The organism is Cupriavidus sp. 05N38 (assembly GCF_056397345.1).
Map to the genome: position 1 here is coordinate 1 of NZ_JBFTNF010000049.1, position 26308 is coordinate 26308.

Genomic DNA, 26308 nt, shown 5'->3' on the forward strand with positions numbered 1-26308 from the left:
CCGCCGCCCGCCGCGCCGCCGCGCTCATACGCTGGCGCGCCGGCGCGGCGGCCAGTATGCTGCCTACGCTACCCACGTCATCCGCACACAATGAGAACAAAAGCCGAAGTCGTCGTGCTGGCAGCCGATCTTGCCGGCACCACCGTGTTTGCGCTGGAAGGCGCCATCAGCGGCATGCGGCACGGGCTGGACCTGCTCGGCGTGGTGGTGGTCTCGCTGGTGACGGCAGTGGGCGGCGGCATCCTCCGCGACCTGCTGATCGGCGCGGCCCCGCCCAACGCGATCCGGGACTGGCGCTATCCCGCGCTCGCCATGCTGACCGGCGCCGCGGCCTTCGTCTTCCACTCGGCCGCGCAGGATTTTGCCGGCCTGCTGCCTGTCCTGCTCGACGCGGCAGGCCTGTCGCTGTTTGCCGTGGCGGGCGCCGAGAAGGCCCGGCTCTATGGCGTGCGCCCCTTCGCCGCGACACTGATTGGCGCGGTCACCGGCGTGGGCGGCGGCGTGGTGCGCGACATGCTGCTGGCACAGGTACCCACCGTGCTGCACGCGGACATCTACGCCACCGCGGCCTGGCTTGGCGCGGCGGTGGCGATCGGCGCGCGCGCGCTGCGGCTGCCGCCCGTGGCGGCCGCCGTGGCCGGCGGCGGGGCCTGCTTCACGCTGCGCCTGCTGGCGGTGTGGAACGACTGGCACCTGCCCACGGTGGCGGCCTGGTAGCGCAGCCCGGGGCGGCCCGGGGCGCTCAGTCGCGGCTCACGCCGCGCGATACCACGCGACGCCGTCCTCGCCCGCCTGCATGACCGCCTCGCCCCGGTGCAGCAGGTAGTTCAGGTGCGCGATGCTCTCCCCGGTCGCCATGCCCAGCAGCCCCGGCTCCGCGCCGATCGGCCGCGAGAATAGCTGGCCGAATACGTCCACCGCCCGCTTGGGCTCTCCCAGCGCCTGRCGCAGCCGGTCCAGCGCCGCGTGCTGGCTGCGCTCCAGATGGTCGATGCGGGCGTGCAGGCCGCGGAACGGCTCGTTGTGGGCCGGCAGCACCAGCACATCGTCCGGCACCTCGCGCCGCAGCTTGGCGAGCGAGGCCAGCCAGTCGCCCATCGGGTCGGCATCCGGCTCGGTGGGAAAGACCGAGACGTTGGACGAGATGCGCGGCAGGATCTGGTCACCGCTGATCAGGACCTTCAAGGCCTCGCTGTAGAAGCAGGCATGCTCGGGCGAATGGCCGTTGCCCACCACCACCCGCCACGCGTGCTCGCCGATCTGCAGCGTCTCGCCATCGCGCAGGCGGCGGTAGCTGTCCGGCAGCGCATGGACGAACTTGCCGAAGCCGCCGAAGCGCGCACGGTAGCCCTCGATGGCGTTGTCGTCCCAGCCGGCGCGGCGGTAGAAGCGCACGCCGTCCTCCGGCGCCTCGCGCCCGGTGTCCGCCGCCAGCACGCGGCAGTTCAGGTATTCCAGGCGCGTCATCCACAGCCGGCAGGCGAACTTGCGGGTGAGCCAGCCGGCCATGCCGATATGGTCGGGGTGCATATGGGTGACGAACAGCCGGGTCAGCCCTTCGGCCAGCGCGCCGTCCTTCGCGAACAGATCGCGCCAGCCGGCGGCGGTCTCGCTGGTCTGCAGCCCGGCGTCGAACGCCGCCCAGCCGCTGCCGTCGCGCGCCGCCCACAGGTTGATATGGCTCAGCGCGAACGGCATCGGCATGCGGATCCACAGCAGGCCGGGCACGATCTCCTTCACGCTGCCGGGCGCCGGGGCGTCGCCACAGGGATATTCAAGGACCGGCTTGCCGTCCGCCGGGGCGGCGGCGGATGCGGAAGGGGAGGAATTCTCGTTGCTCATCTTGTCTCGTTCCTTTAGTGCCGCGGGCGTGCCTGCGGCGCACTGCCGCGCGGGTGGGTTGACCGATTCTACCGAGGTCTGGCGGTTCGCATTACCCCGATGCGGCCCGCGAGGCTGGCGTTGTGTGCGGTAGCCGCCTGGATCGAGGACCATGGCGCCGCGGCGGCAGGTGATGCATCTGCCGCACCGCGCGGCATGCCCATGACAGCAAGCGCGCCATGCCGGCCGGCGCGCCGGTCCCGGGCGCCGGGCAAATGCAGCAAAGGCGCGCGTTTGCGCCGGGATCGATAGCGCCTATATTCAAGGGCACCAGCCCCATTCCCCATTGCCTTGCCCCGATCGCAGCGCCGGTCCGCCAGGCCGGAGACATCATGGAACACGATGCATTCACCAGCGCCCTCGCCCGCGACGGCTTCCAGGAGGTCACGACGGTCACGCGCGAGCCCAACGGCTCCATGCCGGTCCACACGCATCCGTTCGAAGCCAGGGCACTGATCCTGGAGGGCGTGCTCTACCTGGCCATCGGGGGCGAGGAACGGGCCTACCGGGCAGGAGACACCTTCCAACTGCAGGCCAACGAGGCGCACGCCGAGCGCTACGGCCCGGATGGCGTGCGTTTCCTGATCGGCAGGAAGCCTGCACCCGGGCACCAGGCGGGCTGAGGGCGCGGAGGAACATCACTGCAGGGAAAACCGCATTTGCGCCGGCGCGCCGGCTCGTGCGAATATCGCGCGTTTTCCGCCACGCCCCAGACAGGCCCTGCCCATGAAACGCTCCTCCGTCCTCGCGCCCCTTCTCCTGCTATCGCTGGCGGCGGCCCCGCACGCCTTCGCCGACACGCTGAAGAAGCCCGCGCTCGATGCCCTGGTCGCGGCGCAGACCGGCAAGGCGCAGGCCAGCCTCGACGCCTTCCTCGACCAGGCGGTCAAGGCCGACCCGATGCTGGCGCGCAGCGTGGCGGCCTATCGCAAGCACCAGCCGCTGCGCGGCGACGACCTGACCAATATCGGCCGCCTGCTCGGCGTGTACAACCGCCTGCACAACCACGATGCCGTGCTCGGCGCCATCGAACGCATGGTGGCACTGCGTACCGTGCGCGACGACAAGATCCCCCAGCACGAGAACCCCGACATCATCGCCTTCGGCAAGCTGGTCGAAGACATGGCGAAGGACTTCGGCCTGCAGTTCCGCAACGTGGACAACCGCGTGTTCGAGGTGACGCTGCCGGGCCGCGGCAAGGAGACGTTCGGGCTGCTGACGCATGCCGACGTGGTGCCGGCGGTGGCAAGCGAATGGGTGCTCGACGACGGCACCAGGCTCGATCCGTTCAAGGTCACGCGCGTGGGCGACTACCTCTATGGCCGCGGCACCATCGACGACAAGGGCTCGATCGCCACCGTGCTGTACGCCATGAAGACCGTGAAGGACAGCGGCCTGAAGCTCGACCGCACCATCCGCCTGATGATCGAGACCACCGAGGAAACCGGCGGCGACGGCATGAAGTACTACCAGCAGCGCACCACGCTGCCCGCCTACAATATCGTGCTCGACAGCAAATACCCCGCCGTGGTGGCGGAGAAGGGTTCGGGCGCGCTGAAGGTGTTCTTTCCCGTGCAGCCCGCCGACGGCAAGACCACCGCCATCGTCGCCATGAGCGGCGCGGCGGCCGCCAATGCCGTGCCGCAGACCGCCAGCGCGCAGCTCAAGGGCGGCGACCTGACCGCCGCGCGGACCCGCCTCGAAGCGGCGCGCGCCCCCTTTATCGCAAAGTACGCGGCGCAAGGCAGGTTCAGCATCGACATCAGCCAGTCCGGCGACAGCCTCGAAGTCAAGGTCACCGGCAGCTCCGCGCATGGCTCGCGCCCCGAGGAAGGCGTCAACCCGCTGCCGCGCCTGGCGCTGTTCCTGCGCGAATCCGGCGTGCCGCTGGCCGACAACCACTACGCCCGCGCCGCCTGGTACCTGGAAGACCTGTATGGCCTGGACTACCTCGGCGAGAAGATGGGCGTGGCCTACAAGGACGATTTCATGGGCCCGCTGACCATCTCGCCCAACCTGGCGCGCGAAAAGGACGGGCAGCTCGAAGTCACCGCCAACGTACGCATGCCGCGCGGCAGCACGCCCGAGGCGCTGAGCGCGGCCGTGGCCGCGAAGATCAACGCCTGGGCCGCCGCCAGCCACACCACGCTGAGCATCAGCCATGACCAGGGCAACTGGATGGCGCGCGACCCCAAGGGCGCGTGGCTGTCCACGCTGCTCAACATCTTCGGCGACACCACCGGGCTGGAAGCGCGCCCCGTGCCCACGGCCGGCAGCACCACGGCCAAGCTGATGCCCAACGCGATCAACTTCGGCCCCGCCATGCCGGGCAAGAAATACACCGCCCACAACGCCAAGGAGTACAAGGAGGTGACCGACCTCGACCTGGACATGCAGATGTTCACCGAGATGCTGGTGCGCATCGGCGACCTGAAGGCCATGCAGTGAGCAGGGTCGTGAGCATGGCCCGGCGGCGCGCGGCGAGGCAGGTTAAAGTAGCGCCCATCATGAGATATCCGCYACTCGCCGCGCTGCTGGCAGCCGTGCCAGCACTCGGCAGCGCCGCCCCGCTCGACACCATGCTGGCGTGCGGCGACACCCCCCACAAGTTCGTCGCCACGCTGCAGCAGCAGCGCCTGATCGACGCCAGCCCCATGCGCGTGGAGGACAATTCGGTCAATGCCTTCTGGCCGACCAGCGACGCCGGCATGACGGTGCTTGGCCGCAGCGTGTTCGCGGTATTCGGCTACCAGCCGCGCGATTCGCTGTTCAAGGCCGGCAAGGGCACGCCGCTGGACAAGCCGCTCTACGGCGTGGCGGTGGTGGGCAATACGGACGCCATCGCCAAGGCATTGAGCGCGGCGGGCAGCAAGGCGCGCGCCGAGCATGCCGCACCGCTGATCACCGCCATCATCTGCGAAGGCGCCTGAGGGCCGTGCGGCCTCACTGCGCCCCGCGCGCCCTGGCGGCTGCGCCGCGGCGGAATTCGTCGGGCGTCACGCCCATCATCCGGCGGAACATCGAGATAAAGGCCGACGCGCTGCCGTAGCCCAGGTCCAGCGCGATGGCCTCGACCGTGCGGCCCGCCTCCAGCAACGACATTGCCTTGAGCACGCGCATGCGCTGGCGCCACTCGGCGAACGACATGCCCAGGTCGCGCCGGCAGCGCCGCGCCAGCGTGCGCTCCGTGGTATTGGCCGCGTGCGCCAGTTCGGGCAGCGCGCGGTTGTCGCCGGGGTCGGCCTCCAGCGCGCGCAGGCAGCGAACATGGCCGGATGGCGGCATGGATTGACTGGTTTTCACTATATCAAGAAAAACCGCCAGGCCCATAATCCAGCCTCACCTCACCAGAACACGGACGCGCGCATCTTGGACTCACGAAAACCGGTCGACGCACAGGCCATTGGCCTGATGCTGGTGCTGTGCCTGGTATGGGGCCTGCAGCAAGTGGCACTGAAGGCAGTGGCGCGTGATATCTCGCCCCTGCTCCAGATCGCCCTGCGCTCCGGCATTGCCGCGGTGCTGGTGGCGCTGCTGATGGCGCGGCGCGGCGAACGCCTGTTCCCGCGCGACGGCACCTGGGGCCCGGGCGCCGTGGTCGGCGGCCTGTTCGCGCTGGAATACCTGCTGGTCGGCGAAGGGCTGCGCCTGACCACTGCCTCGCACATGGTGGTCTTTCTCTACACGGCGCCCATCTTCGCCGCGCTCGGCCTGCACTGGAAGCTGCCGGCCGAGCGCCTGCGCGTGCCGCAGTGGGCCGGCATCGCGCTGGCCTTTGCCGGCATCGCCCTCGCCTTCATGGGCGGCAACGCGGGCGGTGATGCGAGCGGCGATGCGGCGAACATGCTGCTCGGCGACCTGCTCGGCCTGCTGGCCGGACTGGCCTGGGGCGCCACCACGGTGATGATCCGCTGCTCCAGCCTGGCCCGCGCGCCGGCCACGCAGACCCTGCTCTACCAGCTGGCCGGCGCCTTCCTGCTGTTGCTGCCGGCAGCCGCCGTCCTCGGCCAGGCCAGCTTCAATCCGACTGCGCTGGCCTGGGGCAGCCTGGCCTTCCAGGCGCTGGTGGTGTCCTTCGCCAGCTTCCTGACCTGGTTCTGGCTGCTGCGCAAGTATCTCGCCTCCAGGCTGGGCGTGTTCTCCTTCATGACGCCGCTGTTCGGCGTGGGCTTCGGCGCATGGCTGCTCGGCGAGACGCTCGAGCCGGACTTCCTGGCGGGCGCGCTGCTCGTGCTGGCGGGAATCGTGCTGGTGAGCGGCTACGAGCTGCTCGCGCAGGCGCTGGCCACGCGCGCGCGGCAGCGCGGCCGGGCCTGAAGCCGCCCGCGGCCCGGCGCCAGGCTCAGGCCCGCTCGATCACCACTTCCAGGTACTCGGATGGCAGTACCAGCGTGTGATCGCCCGAGCGGTTGCGATCGCGCATCAGCACGCGCAGGTCTTCGGCGAATGCCGCCTGCTGTGCTGCATCCAGCGCGCCGAATGCCTTGTGCATCGGACCGTAGTAGGTGCGGAACACCTCGATCCAGTGCGCGGGCGAGCGATAGCGGAAGACGAACTCGCGCTGCGTCACGCGGATCGCGCGCGCGCTCGCGCCGAACAGTTCCTGCAGCCGCGCCTCGGTCCCCCACAGCGCCGGCGACTTCACACCCGCCGCGGGCGCAATGTACTTGCCGATGGTCTTGAACACCTGCCCGATAAAGCTGCCGGGCGTCCAGTTGGCCAGGCCGATCTTGCCGCCGGGCTTGCACACGCGCGCCAGCTCGGCGGCGGCGCGCTCCTGATCCGGCGTGAACATCACGCCGAAGGTGGAAAGCACCGCGTCGAAGCTCGCCGCGGCGAAGGGCAGGTTCTCCGCATCGGCCTCCTGGAAGCGGACCTGGTGGCCTTCGGCCTGCGCGCGCGCACGCGCCGCGTCGAGCAGCGATACCACGTAGTCGGTGGAAGTCACCTCGCACCAGCGGCGCGCGGCCGCCAGCGTGGCATTGCCGTTGCCGGCGGCCACGTCGAGCACGGATGCGCCGGCGCGCAGGTCCAGCGCCTCGCACAGGTTCTCGCCGACGATCTGCAGCGTGGTGCCGACGACGGCGTAGTTGCCGGCGGACCAGGCAAGCTGCTGGCGGCCCTTGACGGCGGCGAGGTCGACCGGCGGCGCGGACACGACCGCGGGTGAGGACGATGAGGACGAGGGCGTGATGGGAAGAACGGCTGACATACCTGGTCTCCTGCAGAGTTTTCCGCGGGCAAAGTCAGCCCGGCGGCTGGTGATGACGCCGTTTGCCCGGCGCCGGGGCTGATCTTGCAATTCGGATACGCGGCTCGCGCTGATTCGAGCGACTCGCGCTACTCGCGCAACTCGATCGGCTCGCGCAGCTTGGGCAGGCCGTCCGCCGTGGGCAGCCGGCTCAACTGCCCCGCTGCGCAAAAACAGCGGCCCTGGTACGCGTTACCGTTACGCATGCTGCACCTCCTGGAAAGGTTTGCGCCGCGCGCCGCCGCGATGGTGTCATTTGCCGGGGCGCGGGGTGTAGTATCTTCACGATGCCGGACCGGATGAATGATCGAGCGTCCAGCTTTCTTGCGCGGGACGCCGGAACTTGCCGGCTCCCGGCCACTGACGGGAACGCAGCCTATGGATGCGGTATCCGACGTCCTCCGTGTGGTACGCCTCGGAGGCGCCGTCTTTCTCAACGCAGAGTTCACCGCGCCGTGGAGCGTGATCGGCCAGACCGATGCCTCCATCTGCGCAGAGTTCCTGCCCCAGTGCGAACGCGTGGTGTCGTACCACCTGGTCACCGAAGGCAACTGCTGGGCGCGGCTGGTCGACGACCCCTGCTCCGCGATGCACGTGCAGGCCGGCGAGTTGCTGGTGGTGCCGCAGGGCGAGGCCCACACCATGGGCAGCGCGCTGGACCTGCCGCCCGTGGCGTCCGCGTCATTGCTGTCCGGCCAGCTCGAAACCGTGCCCGGCGAAGTCCTGAAGCTCAGCCACGGCGGCGGCGGCGCCCGCACCCGCGTGGTGTGCGGCTTCCTTGCCTGCGACGACGCGCTGAGCAATCCCGTGCTGGCGGCGTTGCCGCGCATCTTCAAGATCGACATGCGCAACGACCCGCGCAGCGCGTGGCTCGAGTCCTCGGTGCAGTTCGCCGTCGCCGAAGCCGCGCAGTGGCGCGCGGGCAGCAGCATCGTGCTGGCGCGCCTGTCCGAGCTGCTGTTCGTGGAAGCGGTGCGCCGCTGCATCGACACCCTGCCCGCCGACCGCAAAGGCTGGCTGTCCGGCGTGCGCGACCGCTTCGTCGGCCGCGCGCTCGCGCTGTTGCATGCGCAGCCCGGCTATCCCTGGACCGTGGACGAACTCGCGCGTAAGGTTGGCCTGTCGCGCTCGGCGCTGGCGCAGCGCTTCACCGACCTGCTCGACCAGCCGCCCATGCAATACCTCGCGCACTGGCGCCTGCAGATCGCCGCCAAGGAACTGCTCGGCGGCGGCAGGCCGCTGGCCGCGGTGGCCGAGCAGGTTGGCTACGATTCGGAAGCGGCGTTCAACCGCGCGTTCAAGCGGGAGTTCGGCATGCCGCCGGCCAGCTGGAAGCGCAGCCGGGGCGGTGGCCTGCCGGATGGCGCCGTCATCAAGCGCCAGGCGGCGGCGCTGCCCGCCGGCGCCGGGAACCGGCCATAGGCAGCCGCAGGAAGCACCCAGGCTTTCGCCCAGGCCCGTCGCCAGCCAGTTGCCCATGCCCCGTCGCCCGCAGAGGTACGGGGCGGGCACGCACGTTGCGCTTGCTTCCCATGCGGCGGCGTGACCTTGCTCGCCGTGTATCCCACAGCCCACTCCACGCGCCCGCGATCGCCGGCTTTGTATGCCTGTGTATCTCCAGTCCAGCGCGATACGCACGCTCACCGTCGCGCCCCCAAGTCGCTACGGGCCGGATACATCGGTCGCCTTAAATGCTTCCTGTAGCGCGGCGGCGGCAGCAGCACCAGCAGCAGACCAGATGAACCTGCCACCGTTGCATCGCCGGCCGCGCCCGACCTCGGAACAGCAGCCCTGCCAACAGCCCTGGAGATTCATCATGAACGCCATCAACTTCGCCACCTTCGCAAAGCGCCTCGTCTCTATCGTCGCCCTTGCCGCCGCCGCCGGCGGTGTGCAGGCGGCGTCCGCCGCCGGTCTTTCCACGGACCACGGCTATGGCGTGCGGGTATCCGCCGCACGCACCGCAGAGCGCGACCCGTTTATCGACGGCGCCCGCAACGACGCGCGCGACCCCTTCACCGACGGCGCGCGCAACGGGGAACGCAACGCCTTCTACGACGGCGCGCGCAGCGATGACGCGCCGCAGGTGGTGGCCAGCATCTCGGTCTCCCGCGCTCGTGACCCGTACACCGACGGTGCCCGCATCAGCAACCGCGATGGCTATACCGAGGGCGAGCATGCCGCGGACGGCACCCTGATGGCCGCCTGAATCGTTAGCCGTTGTTCCTGGCACGAGGGGATACCTTCGATCGCCCCGAACATCTGAGCGAAAGCGTCGGCGGTCATCAGGTCGGAAGGGGTCGTTGCCGGATACGATGGTCGGCGGCATTGTGCAGCCAGAAGGCGCAACTCTTCTGCCAGGGTACGGCAGGTTCGATAAGCAGGACCAAAGGCGTCACACGACCCCGACAAGATTAGGCAGATGCCAAAAAAAACGCCCCGTGCAAGGCGATGCACGGGGCGTTTCTCAACTGCTTCGATCTGCCAAGCCTCAGACCGGGACGTCCTTGCCAGGGTCGGGCTTGCGGTTGTCGAACCACCGGTACAGCGTAGGCACCATCACCAGCGTCAGCAAGGTCGAGGTGATCAGCCCGCCGATCACCACCACCGCCAGCGGGCGCTGCACTTCCGACCCCGGCCCCGTGGAGAACAGGAACGGCACCAGCCCGAGCATGGCGATGGTGGCCGTCATCATGACCGGGCGGAAGCGCTGGGTCGCGCCCTGCACCACCGCCTCGGTCAGCGACAGGCCAGAATCGCGCAGCGTGCGGATGTACGACACCAGCACCACGCCGTTGAGCACCGCCATGCCCCATAGCGCGATAAAGCCCACCGAGGCCGGCACCGACAGGTACTCGCCGGTGACGAACAGGCCGATGATGCCGCCGATGGAGGCGAACGGCAGCACGGTGATGATCAGCGTGGCGAAGCGCAGTGAGTTGAACAACAGGAACAGCAGGAAGAAGATCGCGGCGATGGTGACCGGCACGATGATCTTCAGGTGGCCCATGGCGCGTTCCATGTTCTGGAACTGGCCGCCCCACTCGAGATAGTAGCCTTCCGGCAGCTTGACCTTGCTGTCCGCCGCCTGCTGCAACTCGGCGACAAAGCCGCCCAGGTCACGGTCCTTCACGTTGATCATCACCACCACGCGGCGCTTGGCCATCTCGCGGCTGATCTGCGCGGGGCCGTCGGTGACTTCGATCTTCGCCACGCTCTGCAGCGGCACCTGCACGCCGTTGGGCGTGGCCACCAGCAACTGTCGGATGGCCTGCACGTTGTCGCGGAAGTCCTCGGGCAGGCGCACCGCCGCGGCAAAGCGACGCTCGCCTTCGAAGATGTCCGTGGCGCGCTTGCCGCCGATGGCGATCTCGATGATGTCGTGAATGTCGGATACGTTCAGGCCATAGCGCGCAATCGCCTGACGGTCGATCTCGATCGACAGGTACTGCTGCCCCGAAATGCGCTCGATGCGGACGTCCTGCGAGCCCGGGATGCCGCCGGCCACGCGCGCGATCTCGCCTGCCAGGTCGCGCAGCTTGTCGAGGTCATCGCCGAACACCTTCACCGCCACGTCCGAGCGCACGCCGCTGACCATTTCGTCGACGCGGTCGGAGATCGGCTGCGCCATCACGATCTGCACGCCGGGAATGGCCTTGAGCTTCTCGCGGATGCCGTTGGCGATATCGTCCTGGGTCCAGCCGTCGGGCCACTCGTCGCGATCCTTCAGGCTGGCGATGGGCGTGGATTCGTTCTGGCCCTGCGGGTCGGCCGGGCTTTCGCCGCGGCCCACGCCGGACACCACCGACTTCACGCCCGGCACCGACAGCACCAGCTTGTTGGCCGCCATTTCCAGCTTGATCGACTCTTCCAGCGAGATGTTCGGCACGCGGTCCAGCGCCGGCACGATCGAGCCTTCCTTCATCTCCGGGATGAAGGAGGTGCCCAGCAGCGGCACGATGCCGATGGTCGCCACGAATGCCAGCACCGCGCCGATCACCGTCTTGCGGCTATTGGCCAGCGTCCAGTGCAGCATGCGCAGGTAGTGGCGCTTCATGAACGCGATCAGGCGCGTGTCATGCTCGGCGCCGCCCTTGAGCAGGTAGGACGACAGCACCGGCGACAGCGTCAACGACAGGAACAGCGAGATCGCCAGCGCAATCGAGATGGTGAACGCCAGCGGCGCGAACATCTTGCCTTCCATGCCGGTGAGCGTCATCAGCGGCAGGAACACCAGGATGATGATGCCCACGCCCACGATCACCGGCGTGGCCACTTCCTGCACCGCCTTGACCAGGATCTCGGTCTTGGTCAGGCCGGACTCCTTGTGGCCGAGCCGCTCGAAGGCGTTCTCCACCACCACCACCGAGCCGTCCACCATCAGGCCGATGGCGATGGCCAGCCCCCCGAGCGACATCAGGTTGGCCGACAGACCCACCTGGTTCATCACGATGAAGGTCAGCAGCGGCGTGAGCACCAGCGTGGCCAGCACGATCACCGACGAGCGCACATCCCCCAGGAACAGGAACAGCACGATCACCACCAGCACCACGCCTTCGAGCAGCACCTTGGTCACGGTCCACAGCGCGGAGTCCACCAGTTCGCTGCGGTCGTAGTACGGCACGATCTGCAGCTTGCCGGGCAGCATGCCGCGCTCGTTGATCTCGGCCACGCGCGCCTTGACGCGGCTCACCACTTCCTTGGCGTTGCCGCCGCGCATCATCATCACGATGCCGCCCACGGATTCGGTCTCGCCGTTCTTGACCAGCGCGCCCTGCCGCACTTCGTGGCCGATGGTCACGTCGGCCACGTCGCGCACGTAGACCGGCGTGCCCGCCACCTCCTTGAGCACGATGCTGCCGATATCGTCCACGCCGCGGGCCAGCCCCACGCCGCGGATCAGGTATTGCTCGGCATAGTGCGGCAGCACGCCGCCGCCGGAGTTGGCGTTGTTGCGTGCGAGAGACTGGTAGACCTGCTGCAGCGTGATCTGTTGATGCCGCATGCGGTCCGGGTTGACCAGCACCTGGTACTGCTTGACGAAGCCGCCCTGCGAGTTGATCTCGGCCACGCCGGGGATGGAGCGCAGCAGCGGACGCACCACCCAGTCCTGGGCGATGCGGCGCTCGGAGAGTTCCTCCGTGGTGAGCGCGCGGGCGCCGTCGTCGGCGCGGTCCAGCGTGTACTGGTAGACCTCGCCCAGGCCGGTGGAGACCGGCCCCAGCACCGGCGTCACCCCTTCGGGCATACGGCCGGCCACTTCGATCAGGCGTTCCATCACCAGCTGGCGCGCGAAGTACACATCCGTCGCATCCGTGAAGACCAGCGTGATCAGGGACAGGCCCGCCTTGTTGAGCGAGCGCATTTCCTCCAGTCCGGGCAGGCCGGTCATGGCCATTTCGATCGGCACGGTGACGAAGCGCTCCACTTCCTCCGGCGAACGGCCGGTGGCCTCGGTGGCGATCTGCACCTGCACGTTGGTCACGTCGGGGAAGGCATCAACCGACAATTTGGTCGCCGCGCGCAGGCCGAAGAAGAACAGCACCACCGCCAGCACGCACACCACCAGCCGCTGCTTGATGGCGGCTTCCACAAGGGATTTCATCATGGCTGCTTACCCCTGTTCCAGGCGCTTGCGCTCGTTGTCGAGATGGAAGGCGCCGTCGACCACGATGCGCTCGCCCGCCTTCACGCCGCTGAGCACCACACGCATGCCGTCGCTCTCCGCGCCCAGCTTGACCTTGGCCACGCGATACAGGCCGGCGGCCTGTTCCACGTAGACCTGCTCGTCGTTGCCATCGCGCACGATGGCCGATTCGGGGATTACCAGTTGCTCGCTGGGCGCGCTGTTGATCAGCATGCTGGCCAGCATGGCGGGCTTGAGGCGCCCTTCGCGGTTCTCCAGCTCGGTGCGCACCAGCACCGTGCGCGTCTGCGGGTTCACCGTGCGGCCCACGTAGATCAGCTTGCCGGTGATCTGCTTCTGGCCGGCGCCGTTGCCAAGCGACGGCACCTCGATGTTCACGCTCTGGCCTTCGGCCACCAGCGCGGCCTGCTGCTCGGGCACCTCCGCCACCACCCACACGCGCGACAGGTCTGCCACGGTATAGAGCGCATCGGCCGGCTGCACCACCTGGCCCTGCGCCACGTTGCGCTCCACCACCGTGCCGCTGATGCTGGAGAACACCGGCGAATAGGAGTCGATGCTGCCGCTCCTGGCCAGTTGCGCCACGGCCGCGGCCGACATGCCGAGCACGCGCAGCTGGTCGCGGTAGGCGCGCATCTCGGCCGAGGAAATCGCCAGCTCGCTCTCGCGCCGCTGCAGCTCGCCGCGCCCGATCACGTCGGCGRCGAACAGCTGGCGCGCGCGTTCGGCATTGCGGGCCTGCAGTTCGGTCTGCGCCTCGGCCTTGAGGAAGGCCATCTGCGCCGCACCCAGCTCGCTGCTGTGCAGGCGCGCCAGCACCTGGCCCGCCTTGACCTCCTGGCCAAGGATGCCGTAGAGGTCGGTCACGCGCCCGGTCACGCTGGCGCCGATGCGCGCCACGCGCTGTTCGTCGAAATCGATGCGGCCAGCCACGCGCAGCACCTCGCTGAAGGCACTGGTGGCAACCGGCGCCACCTTCAGGGTCTGTTGCAGGCTGGCTTCGGGCTTGACCACGCCCGGCGGCTGCCTGGGCGCCTCGGCGGCGGGTGCGGGATCGTCGGAGCAGCCGGCCAGGGAAAACAGCAGGGCTGCGGTTGCCGTCAGGGAAAGAAGGAAATGGGGACGCATGCTTAGTTGTTTTCCGTAGGTGCCGTGGGAGCAGGAGAAACCGCAGGAGCCGCGGGAGCCGCGGGAGCCATCGGCGCCGCGGGCTCGCCGGGCACGCTCGACAGCAGCTTCTCGATCTGGATGGTGGCGGTCTGCAGTTCGTACTGGGCCGCGATCAGGTCGCTGCGCGCGCCGCGCAGCACGCGCTGGGCATCGAGGTAATCGAGGATGCCGCGCTCGCCGAAGCGGTAGGCCGACTCGGCCACCGCCAGGGCGGACTCCGCCTGGCGCACGATGCCGCCTTCCAGCGCGCCGACCTGCGACTGCGTGATCTCGTACTGGCGGTAGGCGGTTTCCAGCTCTTGCATCAGCTCGAACTCGCGCAGCTCCAGCGCGGTGCGCGCCTGGATGGCGTGCGCCGTGGCCTCGCCCACGGGGCCCTTGCGGCGGTCCCACAGCGGGATGGTCAGGGTCAGGCCGACCTGGGTGACGGTGTTGTCGGGCTGCCGCTCGGCGCTGGCGCGCAGCGCCAGCTCGGGCAGGCGCAGCGACCGCTGGTAGTCCACCGCCAGGTTGGCGCGGTCCGCCTCGATACGGCGCTGGCCGAGCTCGGCGTTGGTGCCGTTGAGCGTGTCGCGCAACACCGGCAGGGCCGGCAGCGGCGCTTGCTGGCCCAGACTGCCGGCGAGCGAATAGTCCGCCGGCATGGCGCCGCCGACCTGCTGGCGCAGCGTTGCCTTGGCCTGGTTGACGCGCAGCTGGGCGCTCTGCAGCGTCTTCTGCGTGCTCAGCAGCTCGGTCTCGGCCTTGATCAGTTCGTAGCGCGGGGCCTCGCCCACCTCCACGCGCACGCGTGCGCGGTCATGGATCTGCCGCATCAGCGTCAGGTCGTCCCGTGCCGCGGCCTGCTCGGTCTCCCGGCGCAGCACCTCGAAATAGGCGGTCTTGACCCGTGCCGCCAGCTCGGCCTTGAACGCCTGGCGGCCTGCTTCGGTGGCCTCGAGGCTGCGCCCGGCAATGTCCGCGCGCAGTTTGCGCTGCTGCGGGTAGTCCAGCTTCTGGGTGACGGACACCGTCGGCGCGGCGCCGCCGGCGACGCCGGACGTGCGCGGCGACAGGCGTCCGTACAGCACTTCCACCTGTGGATTGGGGTAGGCGCGCGCGCTGGTCACCGCGGCGCTGGCGGCATCGACGCCGGCCTGGGCCGCCTCGACGCCCTTGTTGGTGGACTGCGACAAGGACAGCAGTTGCGGCAAGGTGAACGTCTGCGCCGCCAGGGCCGGCAAGGCTCCGAGCGACAGCAGCGCCACCATGGAATACATAGTGATCTGTTTGATCTGCATGACAAAGGGGGGCAGGCAAAACGGCTGCGCGCCCGCCACCCGCGCGCAGGCAGCACGCGCCGGTGGTCAGCCCGCGATCGCGAACGCGAGCGGGCCCGGGCGCCCAGGCAATGGGAATGCATACCGGGCGCGCCAGCAGCGCGCCAGGATTGCCAGGGCTGTCAGATCAGGGAAATCGGAGGCTTGAAGAACGCCGCCGGCAGCGGGGCCGTGGGCGCGGGGAACCGATGCGCGATCTCGCTGGGTGGCAGCGAAACGCGTACGTTGGGCAGCGCGAACAGCGCGCTGGATTCCTCGATCTCGTCGAGCAGGTCGAGCGGATCGAGCAGGTCGGCGGACCAGATCTCGCAGTAGCCCGGAGGATCCTCCTGCGCCACCGCATCAGGCTCCGACTCGGCTGTGAGGCCATCGTCGCCCGGCGCGATCACGCGGCCCAGGTCGGCGCTGTCTTCCAGTTCGTCGAGCGTCCGGGAAAGCGCTGCATCCTGAAGTTCCATCCGTACCGCCTCGGGCTGCGCGCCAACCGCGCGCACGTTCGCCGTTGCCCCGAAGGACAACAGAGACAGGCACAGGACGGTGAGCAGGAGCAGCAGGGATCGCATGGATTGGGGGCGGTACGAAAGCGGTCCGGGTGGCGCGGCAGCTCGCCTTGGGCGAGCCGCGCACCAATGGTGCAAGGCAACATTGTAACGCGGATGCTCAACATAGACAGGGAAAGGCGCCCGGCGTTCCCTCTGGATGCGGACAGGGGCCGGGTTGCCGGGGACGTTCCCCGAATAAAGCGAGCGGGCCAGGTTTCCACTTTGTCCCCGCAACGCCGGCACGCGTCGGCACGCGGAGGACGTGCAGCGCGGCGCGCCAGGCAGCCGGGGCATCGCGCCCCGTGCCGAATGCCGGAATCGCGGTCAGCCGGCCTGGATCACTTGCTGCGGCTGCGGTCGCCGCCAAGCGGGTCGACGATGATCATGGTGCGGTCCAGCACGCCGCTGTCGTCAAAATAAGCGCTGAAATGGGCCGGCAGGTAGCCACTGGCGTAGAGCCGGTAGGACCATGCCTCGCGCTTCATGAGGGGGTAGTACTGGACGGGCTCACGTGGCAGGCCGAAGCGCTCGGCCACGTCACGCTTGGTCCAGACGCCTGGCCGCGCCTCGTAGATCTCTTTTTCGGTCAGCATCTGGCGGAAACTGGCGAGATTGCCGCCGGCATCGAAATCCGCCGCATAGACCTCATGCCCGAGAGGCTGTTTCGAATAGATCCAGCGGCTGGTGCCGCCGGCGAGCTGATAAGTCTCGGTGGGCGCGCCAAAGGTCTCGCGCACGGAAGTCTGCGGGTTGCCGATCATTTTCTGCGCAGTCTGGACGGGGTCCAGAAACGCGCAGGCACTTAGCGCGATCGCGACCGCTGACGCGGCCATCCATCTTGGCAGGCGGTATTGCATGGCGATTCTCCAGCGTCGGCGCGGACCCTGTTTCCACGGGCAGAAACCTATTCAGCATAGTCCACCCGAATGCGGCCGGCACGCGCCCGGCACGCACCCTGCCCCTACGGTAAACGGGCGGGACGGGGAAAATATTCCATCGATGGCGAAGGGTCCCTGACATCGCGGTTGCCGCCTGCGGACGCGCCTTCACCAGCAACCCCATATCCGGCGCTGCGCCCGGTACCAACAGCTTGCGAACCATGCACGCTCCGATGGTGGCGATCGAATTACTCGGATTTTCTCGGATTATTCTCATCAATATTTTCCACCATTTTCTCCACCAACAATTCCGCCGCCAATCCATGCGATCCGTAAAACAAAGGGAATGGCGTCAATTCCGCCCGGAGTCTCATAACACGGGGCTCCAGCCACCAATCCAAGCCATTTAGGAATTTGACTAAAAAACAGAAATAGTTGTCATCACAGCGCAATCCAATCGTAATGACTTCCTGAATAGACTCCAGCTCTTGTTCTTTCTATTTCTAATAATTACCAGCTGGAGAATAACAATGAGGAAGACGAGATATTCCGCAACCAAACTGGCCGCCCTTCTTGCCGTGACGGCAGGTACCGCAGCTACGGCCTCGGCGCAATCGAGCGTCACGCTCTACGGCGTGGCGGACGTGGGCGTCGAGTACCTCTCCAACGCGCCCGCCGCGAGCGGCAGCGGCAACGTGTACCGGCTGTCGTCCGGCAATATGTCCACTTCGCGCTGGGGCATGCGCGGGACGGAAGACCTGGGCCGCGGCCTGAAGGCGGTCTTCGACCTGGAAAGCGGCTTCAACCTCGACGAGGGCGCCCAGAGCGGCAACCGGCTGTTCGATCGCGGCGCATTCGTCGGCCTTGCCGGCGACTTCGGGCAAATCACCCTCGGGCGGCAAACCACGCCCTTGTACGACACCACCATCCGGCTCGACCCGATGGGCTTCGCGCCGCGCTATTCACTGTTCCGCAGCGACGCCGTGCTGGCGGGACGGGCGGACAACGCCATCAAGTACCGCCACAGCTTCGCCGGCCTCACGGTAGCCGCGCTGTATAGCTTCGGCCGGACCGGCACCGGCGAGATCCCCGGCGACAGCAAGGTGGACCGCAGCTTCGGCGCCAGTCTTTACTACGAAAACGAAGCATTTGCCGGCGGCCTGGTCTACGACGAATACCAGGGCACCTCCGTCGCCGCCCGCAACCGCAAGGACCGCCGCGTGGCGGCCGGCGCCAGCTATGCATTCGGCCCGGTGACGCCTTACATCGGCTATCGCTGGCTGAACGGGGACGTCAGTGGCGACGTCCGCTCCAACCTCTACTGGGTCGGCTTGCGCTACAAGGCAACGCCCGCGCTCTCGCTCTCGGGCGCGGCCTATTACACGGACTTCAGGAACAGCAACGCAGACCCCATGATGTTTGCCGCCTCCGCCGACTATGCCTTCTCCAGGCGCACCGACGTGTACATCAACGCGGGCTACGCACGCAACAGGAATGGCTCGGGACTCGGCCTGAACGGCCTCAACCCGGCGACCGGCGCGCCCACCAGCGTGATCCCCGGCAAGAACCAGACCGGCGTCGTCGCCGGCATCCGCCACCGCTTCTGAGCCGCACGCGCATATCGACGCTCCACCTGAAACGGGAGCTTTCAGCCATCGCAGTGCCTTGCGGTGGCTTTTTTTCGTGCTTTGCCGCTTTGAATCTTCCGCTCACACATTGCCAACAAATATCGATTTGTTGGCAAAAATCAAAACACGACCCCCGCTAAAACGGATCTTTAATTCCCACACCCCCATCTTTATCCGCATCAACACAAAGCAATGATGCGGATACCGATGCGAAGGCGCCGAACCCTGCGCCAACGGCGCGCATCACGGAGGGAGCGACTCACCGCAATAGCGGATCTGCGTCGCTCGTTGCCGGCGCTTTCGGGATGCAGACTTGCGCGGGCATCGCCGGGACTACGCCGCGATGTCCACGCTTCCCGCCAGCCGTCGCACGGTTTCTTCGGTATCCCAGAGCGCGTTCGCGAGATAGCGGAAATTGACCAGGGCCGCGTGATAGCCGTCGCCCTCCGGCACCTTCGGACCGGCCACCGCATCGCGCACCACCGCAACTTCGAAGCCCTGCTCCAGCAGATCCCGCAAATGGGATTCGACGCAGAGATTGGCGGCCATGCCAGCGAGGATCACCTGGTCGACCCGCTGCTTGCGCAACTGCAGAACGAGGTCGTTTGTCTGCGGGCCGTAGAGCTTGTGCGTTGAGCAGATAATCGTCTTGCCGTCCTCGATGTAGGGCTTGAGCTCCGGCATGAAATCCGCACCCGAGTCGCGGAATCCGTCCACCGTCAGCGCGCCAGGGCGGTCAAACATGCCGACGGCATGCTGGAACCGCTCCGCGGGACCCTGCACTTTCCACGTGTGATCGTGCGGATAGTAATAGTGGGGAGAAATGGCAACGGTGATGCCGGCCTGCTTCGCGCCCTGGAACAGACGGATAAGGTTGGGGACCAGGTTTTGCTCCGTCACGCTTTCTCCGACAACGCCCCAGCTACGGCCTTCCGGACTCATGAAGTCGATCTGCGGGTCGATGACCACGAGCGCAGTGCGCGATAGATCGAGGGTGAGGCCGGCCTTCGGCAGAGCCGGGTCAACGGGATCCGCATACCGGGTGTGGTGATTGCACATGGGAAAGTACCTCTCATGGTAAGCCGGTTCGAATCCGGCAAAATTAATACACGACCAGTCGTCTATTTAAAAAGGTAAAAAAATCAGCCCAGCAGCCGCTTGAGGGTGACCTGCTGAAAACGTCGGCAGGCCTCGCCATTGCGCTCGACCTTGCTGCGCAGCACCGCGCCCTCCCAGGCCTCGACGATGATGGCCGCGAGCTGCGCGGAATCATGATCCGCAGCAAGCTCCCGGCGCGTCTTCGCCTCATCGAGGCAGGCAACAACCATACCTTCCCAGCGCGCCAGGATCCGCTCCAGGGCACCCCGGACTTCGACACTGGAATTGGAAAGCTCAAGGGAAAGATTACCTACCATGCACCCAAGCCTGAATTCTTGCGCGGCATGATCGTCCACCAGCAATGCGAACAGCGTCTCGATGCGCTCCAGCGGCTTGATGCGAGCGTCGTACATCACTTTGCCATGGCGTTGTTCGATTGACTCCCAATAGGCCTCGAGCACTTCGGCGGCAAAGGTTTCCTTGCTGTCGAAGTAGCTGTAGAAGGACCCCTTGGGGACATCCGCGGCAGCCACGATGTCCTGCACCCCGGCCCCGTTGAAGCCCAGCTCGTGGACAACACGGCCGCCGTCGGTCAGCAGGCGGTTGCGGATCTCGGGGTTGGCGGGCCTGGGCATGTCGAATTCGGTGATAAAGGTGGATGGGCGAAAGATAGACGACTGGTTGACTATTGTCAAACGCCCCGTACGCGCGCCGGGTTACCCAGGCCGTGGCTGGTCGCCGTCACCCTGACGTCCCTGTCGTTGACTTTCTTGTTGGCGCGTGCTAACCCACTTGAGCATCCGATTTTTTCCTCGCCTCCATTCGAACCCAGTTATGGGAGAGTGAACCATGAAGATCATCGTCATCGGCGGTACCGGCCTGATCGGCTCGAAGACCGTCGCCATCCTGCGCCAGGGCGGCCACGAGGTCGTCGCCGCATCTCCCAAAAGCGGTGTCAACACCATCACCGGCGAGGGGCTCAAGGAGGCCCTCGCCGGAATGCAGGTCGTGATCGACCTCGCCAATTCGCCCTCTTTTGAAGACAAGGCGGTGCTGGAATTCTTCGAGACCTCCGGCCGCAACCTTGCCGCGGCGGAGGCCGCGGCGGGCGTCGGGCACCATGTCGCGCTATCCATCGTCGGGATCGAACGGACGCCCGACAATGGCTATTTCCGCGCCAAGGTCGCCCAGGAGAAACTGGTGGAAGCCTCCGGCATCCCCTACACCGTCATCCGCTCGACCCAGTTCCTGGAATTCCTCGGCGGCATCGCCGCTTCGGGCGCGGATGGAAACGTCGTCAGGATTTCGCCCGGCCTGTTCCAGCCCATCGCGGCGGACGACGTTGCCGCCATCGTTGCCGATGTGGCGCTCGCGGCGCCGAAGGGCGGCACCGTCGAGATCGCGGGTCCGGAACGCGCGCCGTTCAACGAAATCGTCGCTCGTTACCTGAAGGCCGTCGGCGACCCGCGTGAGGTGGCGCGTGACCCCGAGGCCCGATATTTCGGCGGCCTGGTCGAGGAGTTTTCGCTCGTGCCGCTAGGCGAGGCGCGCCTCGGCCATATCGGTCTCGACGAATGGCTGCGCCGCTCGCAGGCAGGAGCCTGATCCCGCATCCACCAAGCGAATGGCAGGGGCGCCATGAAGCGTATCTTCATGGTGGACACGAACGGGACGGAACTGACGATCCCGTTCGGGAACTGAGGTTCAAGACCTTTCGCGCCTGACCGCGAAAGCCGCACCAGACCGCCCGCGGCTCTCCGCGTGGCGATCTGCGTCATGCCGTTGCACGCGTGCGCCCCCGGCGCGCGGCCTGCGCCGCCATCGCCTCGCCCACCGCCTCGCGCGCGCAGCCGGCCAGCAGCTCCGAAGCCGGGCTGCGCGATGCGCGCGCCGAGCGCGCGATCACCAGCGGCTGGCGCACGGTTTCCTCGCGGATGGGCCGCTCCACCACGCCGACGGTCTGCGCCGCGGCCGGCGCCTGCGTGATCAGCAACGCCACGCCCAGCCCGTTGGCCACCATGCTGCGCGCCAGCTCCAGCGACGTCGCGCGGTAGCGGACCTCGGGCTGCAGCCCGAATTGCCAGAACGGCGCCATCAGGAATTCGCGGCTGTGCGGCAGGTCGATCAGGATCAGCGCCTCCTGCGCCAGCGCGTGCAGCGATACGCCGCCGCGCCCCCGGGCGAGCCTGGATCCGGCCGGCACCAGCCCGTACGGCCGCAGTTCGGCCAGGCATTCACGCTCGATCTCGATGGGCAGCCCCACATCGTAGGTCAGCGCGAACTCGATATGGCCGCTGTGCAGCCAGTCTTCGAGCTGCGCCAGGTCGCCCTCGACAAAGCGCACCGTCAGGTTCGGATAACGCTCCCGTGCGATGCGCAGCAGCAAGGGCAGGTACACCGGCGCCAGCGTGCTGAACACGCCGATCTGCACCTCGCCCGCGGCGCCGTCGCCGCTCTTGCCGGCCTCGAACGCGGAAGCCGCGCGCAGGATCTCCCTGGCTTCGGCCAGCTTCTGCACCCCGAAGCGGGTCAGCGTCATCTTCGATCCCGCATCGCGCGCGAACAGCGCTGCCTCGAACAGCGTTTCCAGCTCCCGGATGGCGACCGAGATCGAAGGCTGCGACACATTGAGCTGCCGCGCCGCGGCCGTCGTGCTGCCGGTATCGGCGGCCGCGGCGAAGTAGCGCAACAGGCGCAGGGAGATACGCATCAGGAAATCGTATAGGTACTAGTTGATTTCCATATTTTACTTGATAGCCATCGATGCACAGAATCCAGGTCACAGGAACGCGGTCCGCGCGGCGACGCCGGCGCACAAGCGTCGCGACAAGCGTTCGAGACAGCGTTCGAGACAAGACCTGGAGGCGCAAGCAATGACCCATCCCGACCCGAATCCCGCCGGCATGCTGGCCGGCATCCGCGTGATCGACTTCTCCCGTGTGCTGGCCGGGCCTTACTGCACGGCGCTGCTCGCCGATCTCGGCGCCGAAGTGATCAAGATCGAACCACCCGGCGGCGACGACTATCGCGCCGTCGGCCCCTTCGCTGGCGGCGAGAGCGGCCTGTTCTCCGCCATGAACCGCAACAAGCAGAGCATCGTCATCGACCTCAAGGCCGAGGCCGGACTCGCGCTGGCACGCTCGCTGTGCGCGCAGGCCGACGTGGTGGTGGAGAATTTCCGCCCGGGCGTGGCGGACAAGCTGGGCATCGGCTACGCGGCGCTGCAGGCGCTCAATCCGGCGCTGGTGTATGCCAGCGTCTCGGGCTTCGGCCAGACCGGCCCCGAATCGCACCGCCCCGCCTACGACATCATCCTGCAGGCCCTGTGCGGCCTGATGGACGCCACCGGGTCGCCGGACGGCCCGCCCACCGTGCTGGGCGAGGCGGTCTCCGACGTGGTGAGCGGGCTGTTCGCCTCCTGGGGCATCCTGGCCGCCCTGCTGGCGCGCCACAAGACCGGCCAGGGCACGCACGTGGATGTCTCGATGTTCGACGCCACGCTCAGCCTGAGCGCCACGCTGGTCGCCCGCTATGCCGCCACCGGCCTGGCGCCGCGCCGCGTGGGCAACCGCCATCCGTCGTCCGCGCCGTTCGGCGCCTACCGTGCCGCGGACGGCTTCTACGTGGTGGCGGTGCTGAACAACAAGCTGTTCCACGCGCTGGCCGGCGCCATCGGCCAGCCCGCGCTGGCGAGCGACCCGCGCTTCGCCGACGACCACACGCGCTGCAGCCATGAAGCCGATCTGCGCGCGTGCATCGAGCACTGGTCCGCCACCCGCACGGTGGCGCAGGTCAATGACACCCTTGGCGCCGCGGGCATCCCCGTCGCGCCGATCCGCAACGTCAAGCAGGCGCTCGAAAGCGAGCATGCCGGACATCGCGGCCTGCTCAGCGAGGTGCGGGACGCGCAAGGCGGCGCGGCCCGCGTGCCTACCCAGCCGGTGAAGTTCTCTGGCCAGGCCGCCAACCGCGCATGCCGCGCGCCCGCGCTCGGCCAGCACACCGACGCCATCCTGCGCACGCTCGGCATCACCGCCGGGGATGCCCGCGCCCTGCGTGCCAGCGGCGCATTCGGACCGGATGCAGTCACCCCCGCGCACGCCTGAACCAAACTGGAGAATCAACATGCATGAACGACTGGGCGTACAGCCGGCCGACATCRAAATGGCCGACGCCATCGGGCGTTTCGCCCGCATTGAACTCGCACCCAGGGCCGCGGAGGTGGACCGCGACGAAATCCCGTCCACGCGCTACGTGCCCCAGCTCGCCGAACTCGGCGTGATGGGCATGAACCTGCCGCAGCGCTGGGGCGGCATCGATGCCTCGCCCGTGGCGCTGATCCTCTCGCTGGTGGAAATCGCCAAGGCCTGCGCCTCCACCTCGTCGATGATCGGCGCGCACTACCTGTCCACCGACTCGATCCTGATCGGCGGCGACGACGACCTGCGCGCGCGCTACCTGCCGGACGCCGCCGCCGGCACCAGGCTCGGCGCCTTCGCGCTGACCGAGCCGCGCGCCGGCTCCAACCCTGCCGACATGGCCACGCGCGCCACGCCCGAAGGCAACGGCTACCGGCTGCGCGGCGTGAAGCACTTCATCTCCAACGCCAACGCGGCGGACTTTATCGTGGTCTACGCCAAGACCGATCCCGATGCCGGCACGCGCGGCATCAGTGCCTTCGTGGTCGACCGGCACACAGAGGGCGTGGACGTGGCCCCGGCGGAAAAGCTGATGGGCATCCGCGGCGCCCCCGCGCACGAGGTGGCGCTCGACTGCTTCGTGCCCGCCGCCAACCGCCTCGGCGCCGAAGGCAGCGGCTTTCGCACCGCCATGAAGGTGCTCGACAACAGTCGCCTGGACGTGGCCGCCACCAGCCTCGGCATCGCCGAAGCCGCGCTCGAGGCCGCCACCGGCTGGGCCAGGCAGCGCCACGTGGGCGGCGAGCCGCTCTCGCGCAAGCAAGGCCTGCAATGGATGTTCGCCGACATGCGCACGCGCCTCGAGGCCGCCTGGCTGCTGACACTGCAGGCGGCCGTGCGGCGCGGCGCGGGCCAGCCCTTCACGGACCATGCCTCCATGGCCAAGCTCTATGCGTCCGAGACGGTGGGCTTCGTCACCGACACCGCGCTGCAGATCCACGGCGGCTACGGCTTCACGCGCGAGATGCCGCTGGAGCGCCTGGTGCGCGACGCACGCATCCTGCGCATCTATGAAGGCTCTTCCGAAATCCAGCGCACCGTGATCGCGCGCGCGGCCTTTGCCTGAGCAACGCCGCCAGGCTGCCAATCCATGATTCGACCGCCGGCGGCACTGCCGCACGGCGGCGCACCCCGATGCAGGAGACAGACATGACAACCGATGACAAGGCGCATCGCCCCGGCGCCGCACCCGCGCCCACGCTGGTCGAACGCCGCTCGATCGACTTCATCCCCGACGCCGAGCGGCACGGCAGCCTGTCGAGCCAGTTCACGCTGTGGCTCGGCGCCAACCTGCAGGTCACGGCGGTGGTCACCGGCGCGCTGGCGGTAGTGCTCGGGGGCGACGTGTTCTGGTCGCTGATCGGGCTGTTCGCCGGCCAGCTCCTCGGTGGTGCGGTGATGGCGCTGCATGGCGCGCAGGGCCCGCAGCTCGGCCTGCCGCAGATGATCTCCAGCCGCGTGCAGTTCGGCGTGTACGGCGCCGTCATCCCGCTGGTGCTGGTGTGCGTGATGTACATAGGCTTCTCCGCCAGCGGCATGGTGCTGGCCGGCCAGGCCCTGGGCCAGTTGCTGCATATCGGCAACGGCAGCGCCATCCTGGTGTTCGCGGCCATGGTCGTGCTGCTGGCCACGCTGGGCTATCGCACCATCCATGCCATGGGCCGCATCGCCAGCGTGGTCGGCGTACTGGCCTTCCTGTACCTGTTCGCCAGCTTGCTGCACGGACACGACATCGGCGCGCTGCTGCAGCGGCGGCACTTCACGGTAGCGTCGTTCCTGCTGGCCGTGTCCCTGTCGGCCTCGTGGCAGATCGCCTACGGCCCCTACGTGGCGGACTATTCACGCTACCTGCCGCGCTCCACCTCCGCGCTCAAGACGTTCCTGGCGGTGGGCATCGGCTCCGTGGCAGGCGCGCAGATCGCCATGGTGTTCGGGGTCTTCGCCGCCGCGCTGGCCGGCGACCGCTTCGCCGGCCATGAAGTGGCCTTTATCGTCGGCCTCGGCGCCACCGGCGCGGTGGCCGCCCTGCTCTATCTCACCATTGCGCTGGGCAAACTCACCATCACCACCCTCAATGCCTACGGCAGCGTCATGTCCGTCGCCGCCATCCTCACCGGCTTCACCGGAAGGCGCACCATCGCGGGCCGCACGCGGCTGTTCTTCATCTTGCTGATGGCCGGCCTGTCCGCGGTGCTGGCGCTGGCCGGCGAGCGCGCCTTTCTCAAGGAGTTCTCGGCCTTCCTGCTGTTCCTGCTGGCTTTCTTCACGCCGTGGAGCGCCATCAACCTGGTCGACTACTATTTCGTCACCCGCGAGCGCTACGACATACCCGCCCTGTTCGATCCCGACGGGCGCTACGGCCGCTGGAACCTGACCGGCATCGCGGTCTACGCGCTCGGCGTGCTGGTGCAACTGCCGTTCATCGCCACGGGCTTCTATACCGGCGCGCTGGTGGACACGCTCGGCGGCGTCGATATCTCATGGATCATCGGCCTCATCGTGCCCGCGGCGCTCTACTATTTCGCGTGCCGCGCCACCGTGCGCGAACTGCCGCAATCGCTGGCCCTGCCTGACCAAGCCGGGCGCACCGAACCCTCGGGCGGCTAAAGGACCACGCGAGCCGCCTGCGAATTTCGGTGCGGCGGACCGTATCGGGCCGACTACAATGCAATGCGCGACAGTCCTCCGACGAGGC

Annotated in this window: 23 protein-coding genes; 12 read left to right on the plus strand and 11 right to left on the minus strand. The window is 67.8% G+C overall.

The features are described from left to right. Positions 1 to 90 precede the first annotated feature (90 nt). Positions 91 to 717: a trimeric intracellular cation channel family protein gene (locus AC1DK4_RS28535; protein WP_441621095.1), complete on the plus strand. Its 627-nt coding sequence runs from the start codon at positions 91 to 93 to the stop codon at positions 715 to 717. Between the two features lie 36 nt (positions 718 to 753). Here AC1DK4_RS28535 and AC1DK4_RS28540 read toward each other — a convergent pair whose 3' ends face one another. After that, a complete protein-coding gene (locus tag AC1DK4_RS28540; RefSeq protein WP_441621096.1) occupies positions 754 to 1842 on the minus strand; it encodes an MBL fold metallo-hydrolase in 1089 nt (362 codons plus the stop codon). 371 nt (positions 1843 to 2213) lie between these two features. On the opposite strand from AC1DK4_RS28540, the gene AC1DK4_RS28545 reads away from it, so the two are divergent. From AC1DK4_RS28545 to AC1DK4_RS28555, 3 genes are all read left to right on the plus strand, one after another. Next, positions 2214 to 2504: a cupin domain-containing protein gene (locus tag AC1DK4_RS28545; protein ID WP_441621098.1), complete on the plus strand. Its 291-nt coding sequence runs from the start codon at positions 2214 to 2216 to the stop codon at positions 2502 to 2504. Between the two features lie 103 nt (positions 2505 to 2607). Then, a complete protein-coding gene (locus AC1DK4_RS28550; protein WP_441621100.1) occupies positions 2608 to 4329 on the plus strand; it encodes a dipeptidase in 1722 nt (573 codons plus the stop codon). Positions 4330 to 4388: 59 nt separating this feature from the next. Continuing rightward, positions 4389 to 4811 carry a hypothetical protein gene (locus AC1DK4_RS28555; RefSeq protein WP_477131920.1) on the plus strand — a complete coding sequence of 141 codons (423 nt, stop codon included), beginning with the start codon at positions 4389 to 4391 and terminating at the stop codon, positions 4809 to 4811. Between the two features lie 13 nt (positions 4812 to 4824). Here the strand turns inward: AC1DK4_RS28555 and AC1DK4_RS28560 are convergent, their stop codons facing one another. Further along, positions 4825 to 5166 (minus strand): helix-turn-helix domain-containing protein, encoded by a 342-nt coding sequence (locus AC1DK4_RS28560; RefSeq protein ID WP_441621104.1) that lies wholly within the window; start codon positions 5164 to 5166, stop codon positions 4825 to 4827. 84 nt (positions 5167 to 5250) lie between these two features. Between AC1DK4_RS28560 and AC1DK4_RS28565 the strand changes: the two genes are divergently transcribed. Beyond that, complete coding sequence (locus AC1DK4_RS28565) at positions 5251 to 6198, plus strand: DMT family transporter (protein WP_441621106.1); 948 nt, start codon at positions 5251 to 5253, stop codon at positions 6196 to 6198. 25 nt (positions 6199 to 6223) lie between these two features. On the opposite strand, the gene AC1DK4_RS28570 is transcribed toward AC1DK4_RS28565, so the two are convergent. Continuing rightward, the gene (locus tag AC1DK4_RS28570; RefSeq protein ID WP_441621108.1) at positions 6224 to 7093 is read right to left on the minus strand and encodes a class I SAM-dependent methyltransferase; all 870 of its coding nucleotides are present in this window, start codon (positions 7091 to 7093) and stop codon (positions 6224 to 6226) included. A 417-nt stretch (positions 7094 to 7510) separates the two neighbouring features. On the opposite strand from AC1DK4_RS28570, the gene AC1DK4_RS28575 reads away from it, so the two are divergent. Next, a complete protein-coding gene (locus tag AC1DK4_RS28575; RefSeq protein WP_441621110.1) occupies positions 7511 to 8554 on the plus strand; it encodes an AraC family transcriptional regulator in 1044 nt (347 codons plus the stop codon). 394 nt (positions 8555 to 8948) lie between these two features. Next, positions 8949 to 9341, plus strand: a complete 393-nt coding sequence (locus AC1DK4_RS28580; RefSeq protein ID WP_441621112.1) for a hypothetical protein — start codon at positions 8949 to 8951, stop codon at positions 9339 to 9341. Positions 9342 to 9623: 282 nt separating this feature from the next. On the opposite strand, the gene AC1DK4_RS28585 is transcribed toward AC1DK4_RS28580, so the two are convergent. The 5 genes from AC1DK4_RS28585 to AC1DK4_RS28605 all read right to left on the minus strand — a co-directional run bounded on the left by AC1DK4_RS28585 (position 9624) and on the right by AC1DK4_RS28605 (position 16667). Further along, a complete protein-coding gene (locus AC1DK4_RS28585; RefSeq protein WP_441621113.1) occupies positions 9624 to 12740 on the minus strand; it encodes an efflux RND transporter permease subunit in 3117 nt (1038 codons plus the stop codon). Between the two features lie 6 nt (positions 12741 to 12746). Beyond that, positions 12747 to 13907, minus strand: coding sequence for an efflux RND transporter periplasmic adaptor subunit (locus tag AC1DK4_RS28590; protein WP_477131921.1), 1161 nt, complete (start codon positions 13905 to 13907; stop codon positions 12747 to 12749). A 2-nt stretch (positions 13908 to 13909) separates the two neighbouring features. After that, positions 13910 to 15199, minus strand: a complete 1290-nt coding sequence (locus AC1DK4_RS28595) for a TolC family protein (RefSeq protein WP_441621195.1) — start codon at positions 15197 to 15199, stop codon at positions 13910 to 13912. A 191-nt stretch (positions 15200 to 15390) separates the two neighbouring features. Further along, the gene (locus AC1DK4_RS28600) at positions 15391 to 15831 is read right to left on the minus strand and encodes a cobalt-zinc-cadmium resistance protein (protein WP_441621117.1); all 441 of its coding nucleotides are present in this window, start codon (positions 15829 to 15831) and stop codon (positions 15391 to 15393) included. 317 nt (positions 15832 to 16148) lie between these two features. Continuing rightward, entirely contained in the window at positions 16149 to 16667 is a 519-nt protein-coding gene (locus AC1DK4_RS28605) for a hypothetical protein (RefSeq protein WP_441621119.1), read from the minus strand. Positions 16668 to 17218: 551 nt separating this feature from the next. Here AC1DK4_RS28605 and AC1DK4_RS28610 point away from each other — a divergent pair. Continuing rightward, a complete protein-coding gene (locus AC1DK4_RS28610; protein WP_441621121.1) occupies positions 17219 to 18295 on the plus strand; it encodes a porin in 1077 nt (358 codons plus the stop codon). A 354-nt stretch (positions 18296 to 18649) separates the two neighbouring features. On the opposite strand, the gene AC1DK4_RS28615 is transcribed toward AC1DK4_RS28610, so the two are convergent. Both AC1DK4_RS28615 and AC1DK4_RS28620 read right to left on the minus strand, forming a co-directional pair. Continuing rightward, complete coding sequence (locus tag AC1DK4_RS28615; RefSeq protein ID WP_441621123.1) at positions 18650 to 19375, minus strand: cysteine hydrolase family protein; 726 nt, start codon at positions 19373 to 19375, stop codon at positions 18650 to 18652. An 83-nt stretch (positions 19376 to 19458) separates the two neighbouring features. After that, entirely contained in the window at positions 19459 to 20049 is a 591-nt protein-coding gene (locus AC1DK4_RS28620; RefSeq protein WP_441621125.1) for a TetR/AcrR family transcriptional regulator, read from the minus strand. A gap of 214 nt (positions 20050 to 20263) precedes the next feature. On the opposite strand from AC1DK4_RS28620, the gene AC1DK4_RS28625 reads away from it, so the two are divergent. Further along, the gene (locus AC1DK4_RS28625; protein WP_441621127.1) at positions 20264 to 21019 is read left to right on the plus strand and encodes an SDR family oxidoreductase; all 756 of its coding nucleotides are present in this window, start codon (positions 20264 to 20266) and stop codon (positions 21017 to 21019) included. Between the two features lie 169 nt (positions 21020 to 21188). Here the strand turns inward: AC1DK4_RS28625 and AC1DK4_RS28630 are convergent, their stop codons facing one another. Next, the gene (locus AC1DK4_RS28630) at positions 21189 to 22124 is read right to left on the minus strand and encodes a LysR substrate-binding domain-containing protein (protein ID WP_441621129.1); all 936 of its coding nucleotides are present in this window, start codon (positions 22122 to 22124) and stop codon (positions 21189 to 21191) included. 163 nt (positions 22125 to 22287) lie between these two features. On the opposite strand from AC1DK4_RS28630, the gene AC1DK4_RS28635 reads away from it, so the two are divergent. From AC1DK4_RS28635 to AC1DK4_RS28645, 3 genes are all read left to right on the plus strand, one after another. Further along, a complete protein-coding gene (locus AC1DK4_RS28635) occupies positions 22288 to 23520 on the plus strand; it encodes a CaiB/BaiF CoA transferase family protein (protein WP_441621131.1) in 1233 nt (410 codons plus the stop codon). A 19-nt stretch (positions 23521 to 23539) separates the two neighbouring features. Beyond that, positions 23540 to 24679 carry an acyl-CoA dehydrogenase family protein gene (locus AC1DK4_RS28640; protein ID WP_477131922.1) on the plus strand — a complete coding sequence of 380 codons (1140 nt, stop codon included), beginning with the start codon at positions 23540 to 23542 and terminating at the stop codon, positions 24677 to 24679. Between the two features lie 83 nt (positions 24680 to 24762). After that, a complete protein-coding gene (locus AC1DK4_RS28645) occupies positions 24763 to 26220 on the plus strand; it encodes a purine-cytosine permease family protein (RefSeq protein ID WP_441621134.1) in 1458 nt (485 codons plus the stop codon). Positions 26221 to 26308 lie beyond the last annotated feature (88 nt).

What these genes read in the sequence shown, in the direction of transcription:
- AC1DK4_RS28535 (WP_441621095.1), top strand. Translation starts at nt 91, where the DNA reads ATGAGAACAAAAGCCGAAGTCGTCGTGCTGGCAGCCGATCTTGCCGGC.
- AC1DK4_RS28545 (WP_441621098.1), top strand. Translation starts at nt 2,214, where the DNA reads ATGGAACACGATGCATTCACCAGCGCCCTCGCCCGCGACGGCTTCCAG.
- AC1DK4_RS28550 (WP_441621100.1), top strand. Translation starts at nt 2,608, where the DNA reads ATGAAACGCTCCTCCGTCCTCGCGCCCCTTCTCCTGCTATCGCTGGCG.
- AC1DK4_RS28560 (WP_441621104.1), bottom strand. Translation starts at nt 5,166, where the DNA reads ATGCCGCCATCCGGCCATGTTCGCTGCCTGCGCGCGCTGGAGGCCGAC.
- AC1DK4_RS28570 (WP_441621108.1), bottom strand. Translation starts at nt 7,093, where the DNA reads ATGTCAGCCGTTCTTCCCATCACGCCCTCGTCCTCATCGTCCTCACCC.
- AC1DK4_RS28575 (WP_441621110.1), top strand. Translation starts at nt 7,511, where the DNA reads ATGGATGCGGTATCCGACGTCCTCCGTGTGGTACGCCTCGGAGGCGCC.
- AC1DK4_RS28580 (WP_441621112.1), top strand. Translation starts at nt 8,949, where the DNA reads ATGAACGCCATCAACTTCGCCACCTTCGCAAAGCGCCTCGTCTCTATC.
- AC1DK4_RS28585 (WP_441621113.1), bottom strand. Translation starts at nt 12,740, where the DNA reads ATGATGAAATCCCTTGTGGAAGCCGCCATCAAGCAGCGGCTGGTGGTG.
- AC1DK4_RS28595 (WP_441621195.1), bottom strand. Translation starts at nt 15,199, where the DNA reads ATGGTGGCGCTGCTGTCGCTCGGAGCCTTGCCGGCCCTGGCGGCGCAG.
- AC1DK4_RS28600 (WP_441621117.1), bottom strand. Translation starts at nt 15,831, where the DNA reads ATGCGATCCCTGCTGCTCCTGCTCACCGTCCTGTGCCTGTCTCTGTTG.
- AC1DK4_RS28605 (WP_441621119.1), bottom strand. Translation starts at nt 16,667, where the DNA reads ATGCAATACCGCCTGCCAAGATGGATGGCCGCGTCAGCGGTCGCGATC.
- AC1DK4_RS28610 (WP_441621121.1), top strand. Translation starts at nt 17,219, where the DNA reads ATGAGGAAGACGAGATATTCCGCAACCAAACTGGCCGCCCTTCTTGCC.
- AC1DK4_RS28615 (WP_441621123.1), bottom strand. Translation starts at nt 19,375, where the DNA reads ATGTGCAATCACCACACCCGGTATGCGGATCCCGTTGACCCGGCTCTG.
- AC1DK4_RS28620 (WP_441621125.1), bottom strand. Translation starts at nt 20,049, where the DNA reads ATGCCCAGGCCCGCCAACCCCGAGATCCGCAACCGCCTGCTGACCGAC.
- AC1DK4_RS28625 (WP_441621127.1), top strand. Translation starts at nt 20,264, where the DNA reads ATGAAGATCATCGTCATCGGCGGTACCGGCCTGATCGGCTCGAAGACC.
- AC1DK4_RS28630 (WP_441621129.1), bottom strand. Translation starts at nt 22,124, where the DNA reads ATGCGTATCTCCCTGCGCCTGTTGCGCTACTTCGCCGCGGCCGCCGAT.
- AC1DK4_RS28635 (WP_441621131.1), top strand. Translation starts at nt 22,288, where the DNA reads ATGACCCATCCCGACCCGAATCCCGCCGGCATGCTGGCCGGCATCCGC.
- AC1DK4_RS28645 (WP_441621134.1), top strand. Translation starts at nt 24,763, where the DNA reads ATGACAACCGATGACAAGGCGCATCGCCCCGGCGCCGCACCCGCGCCC.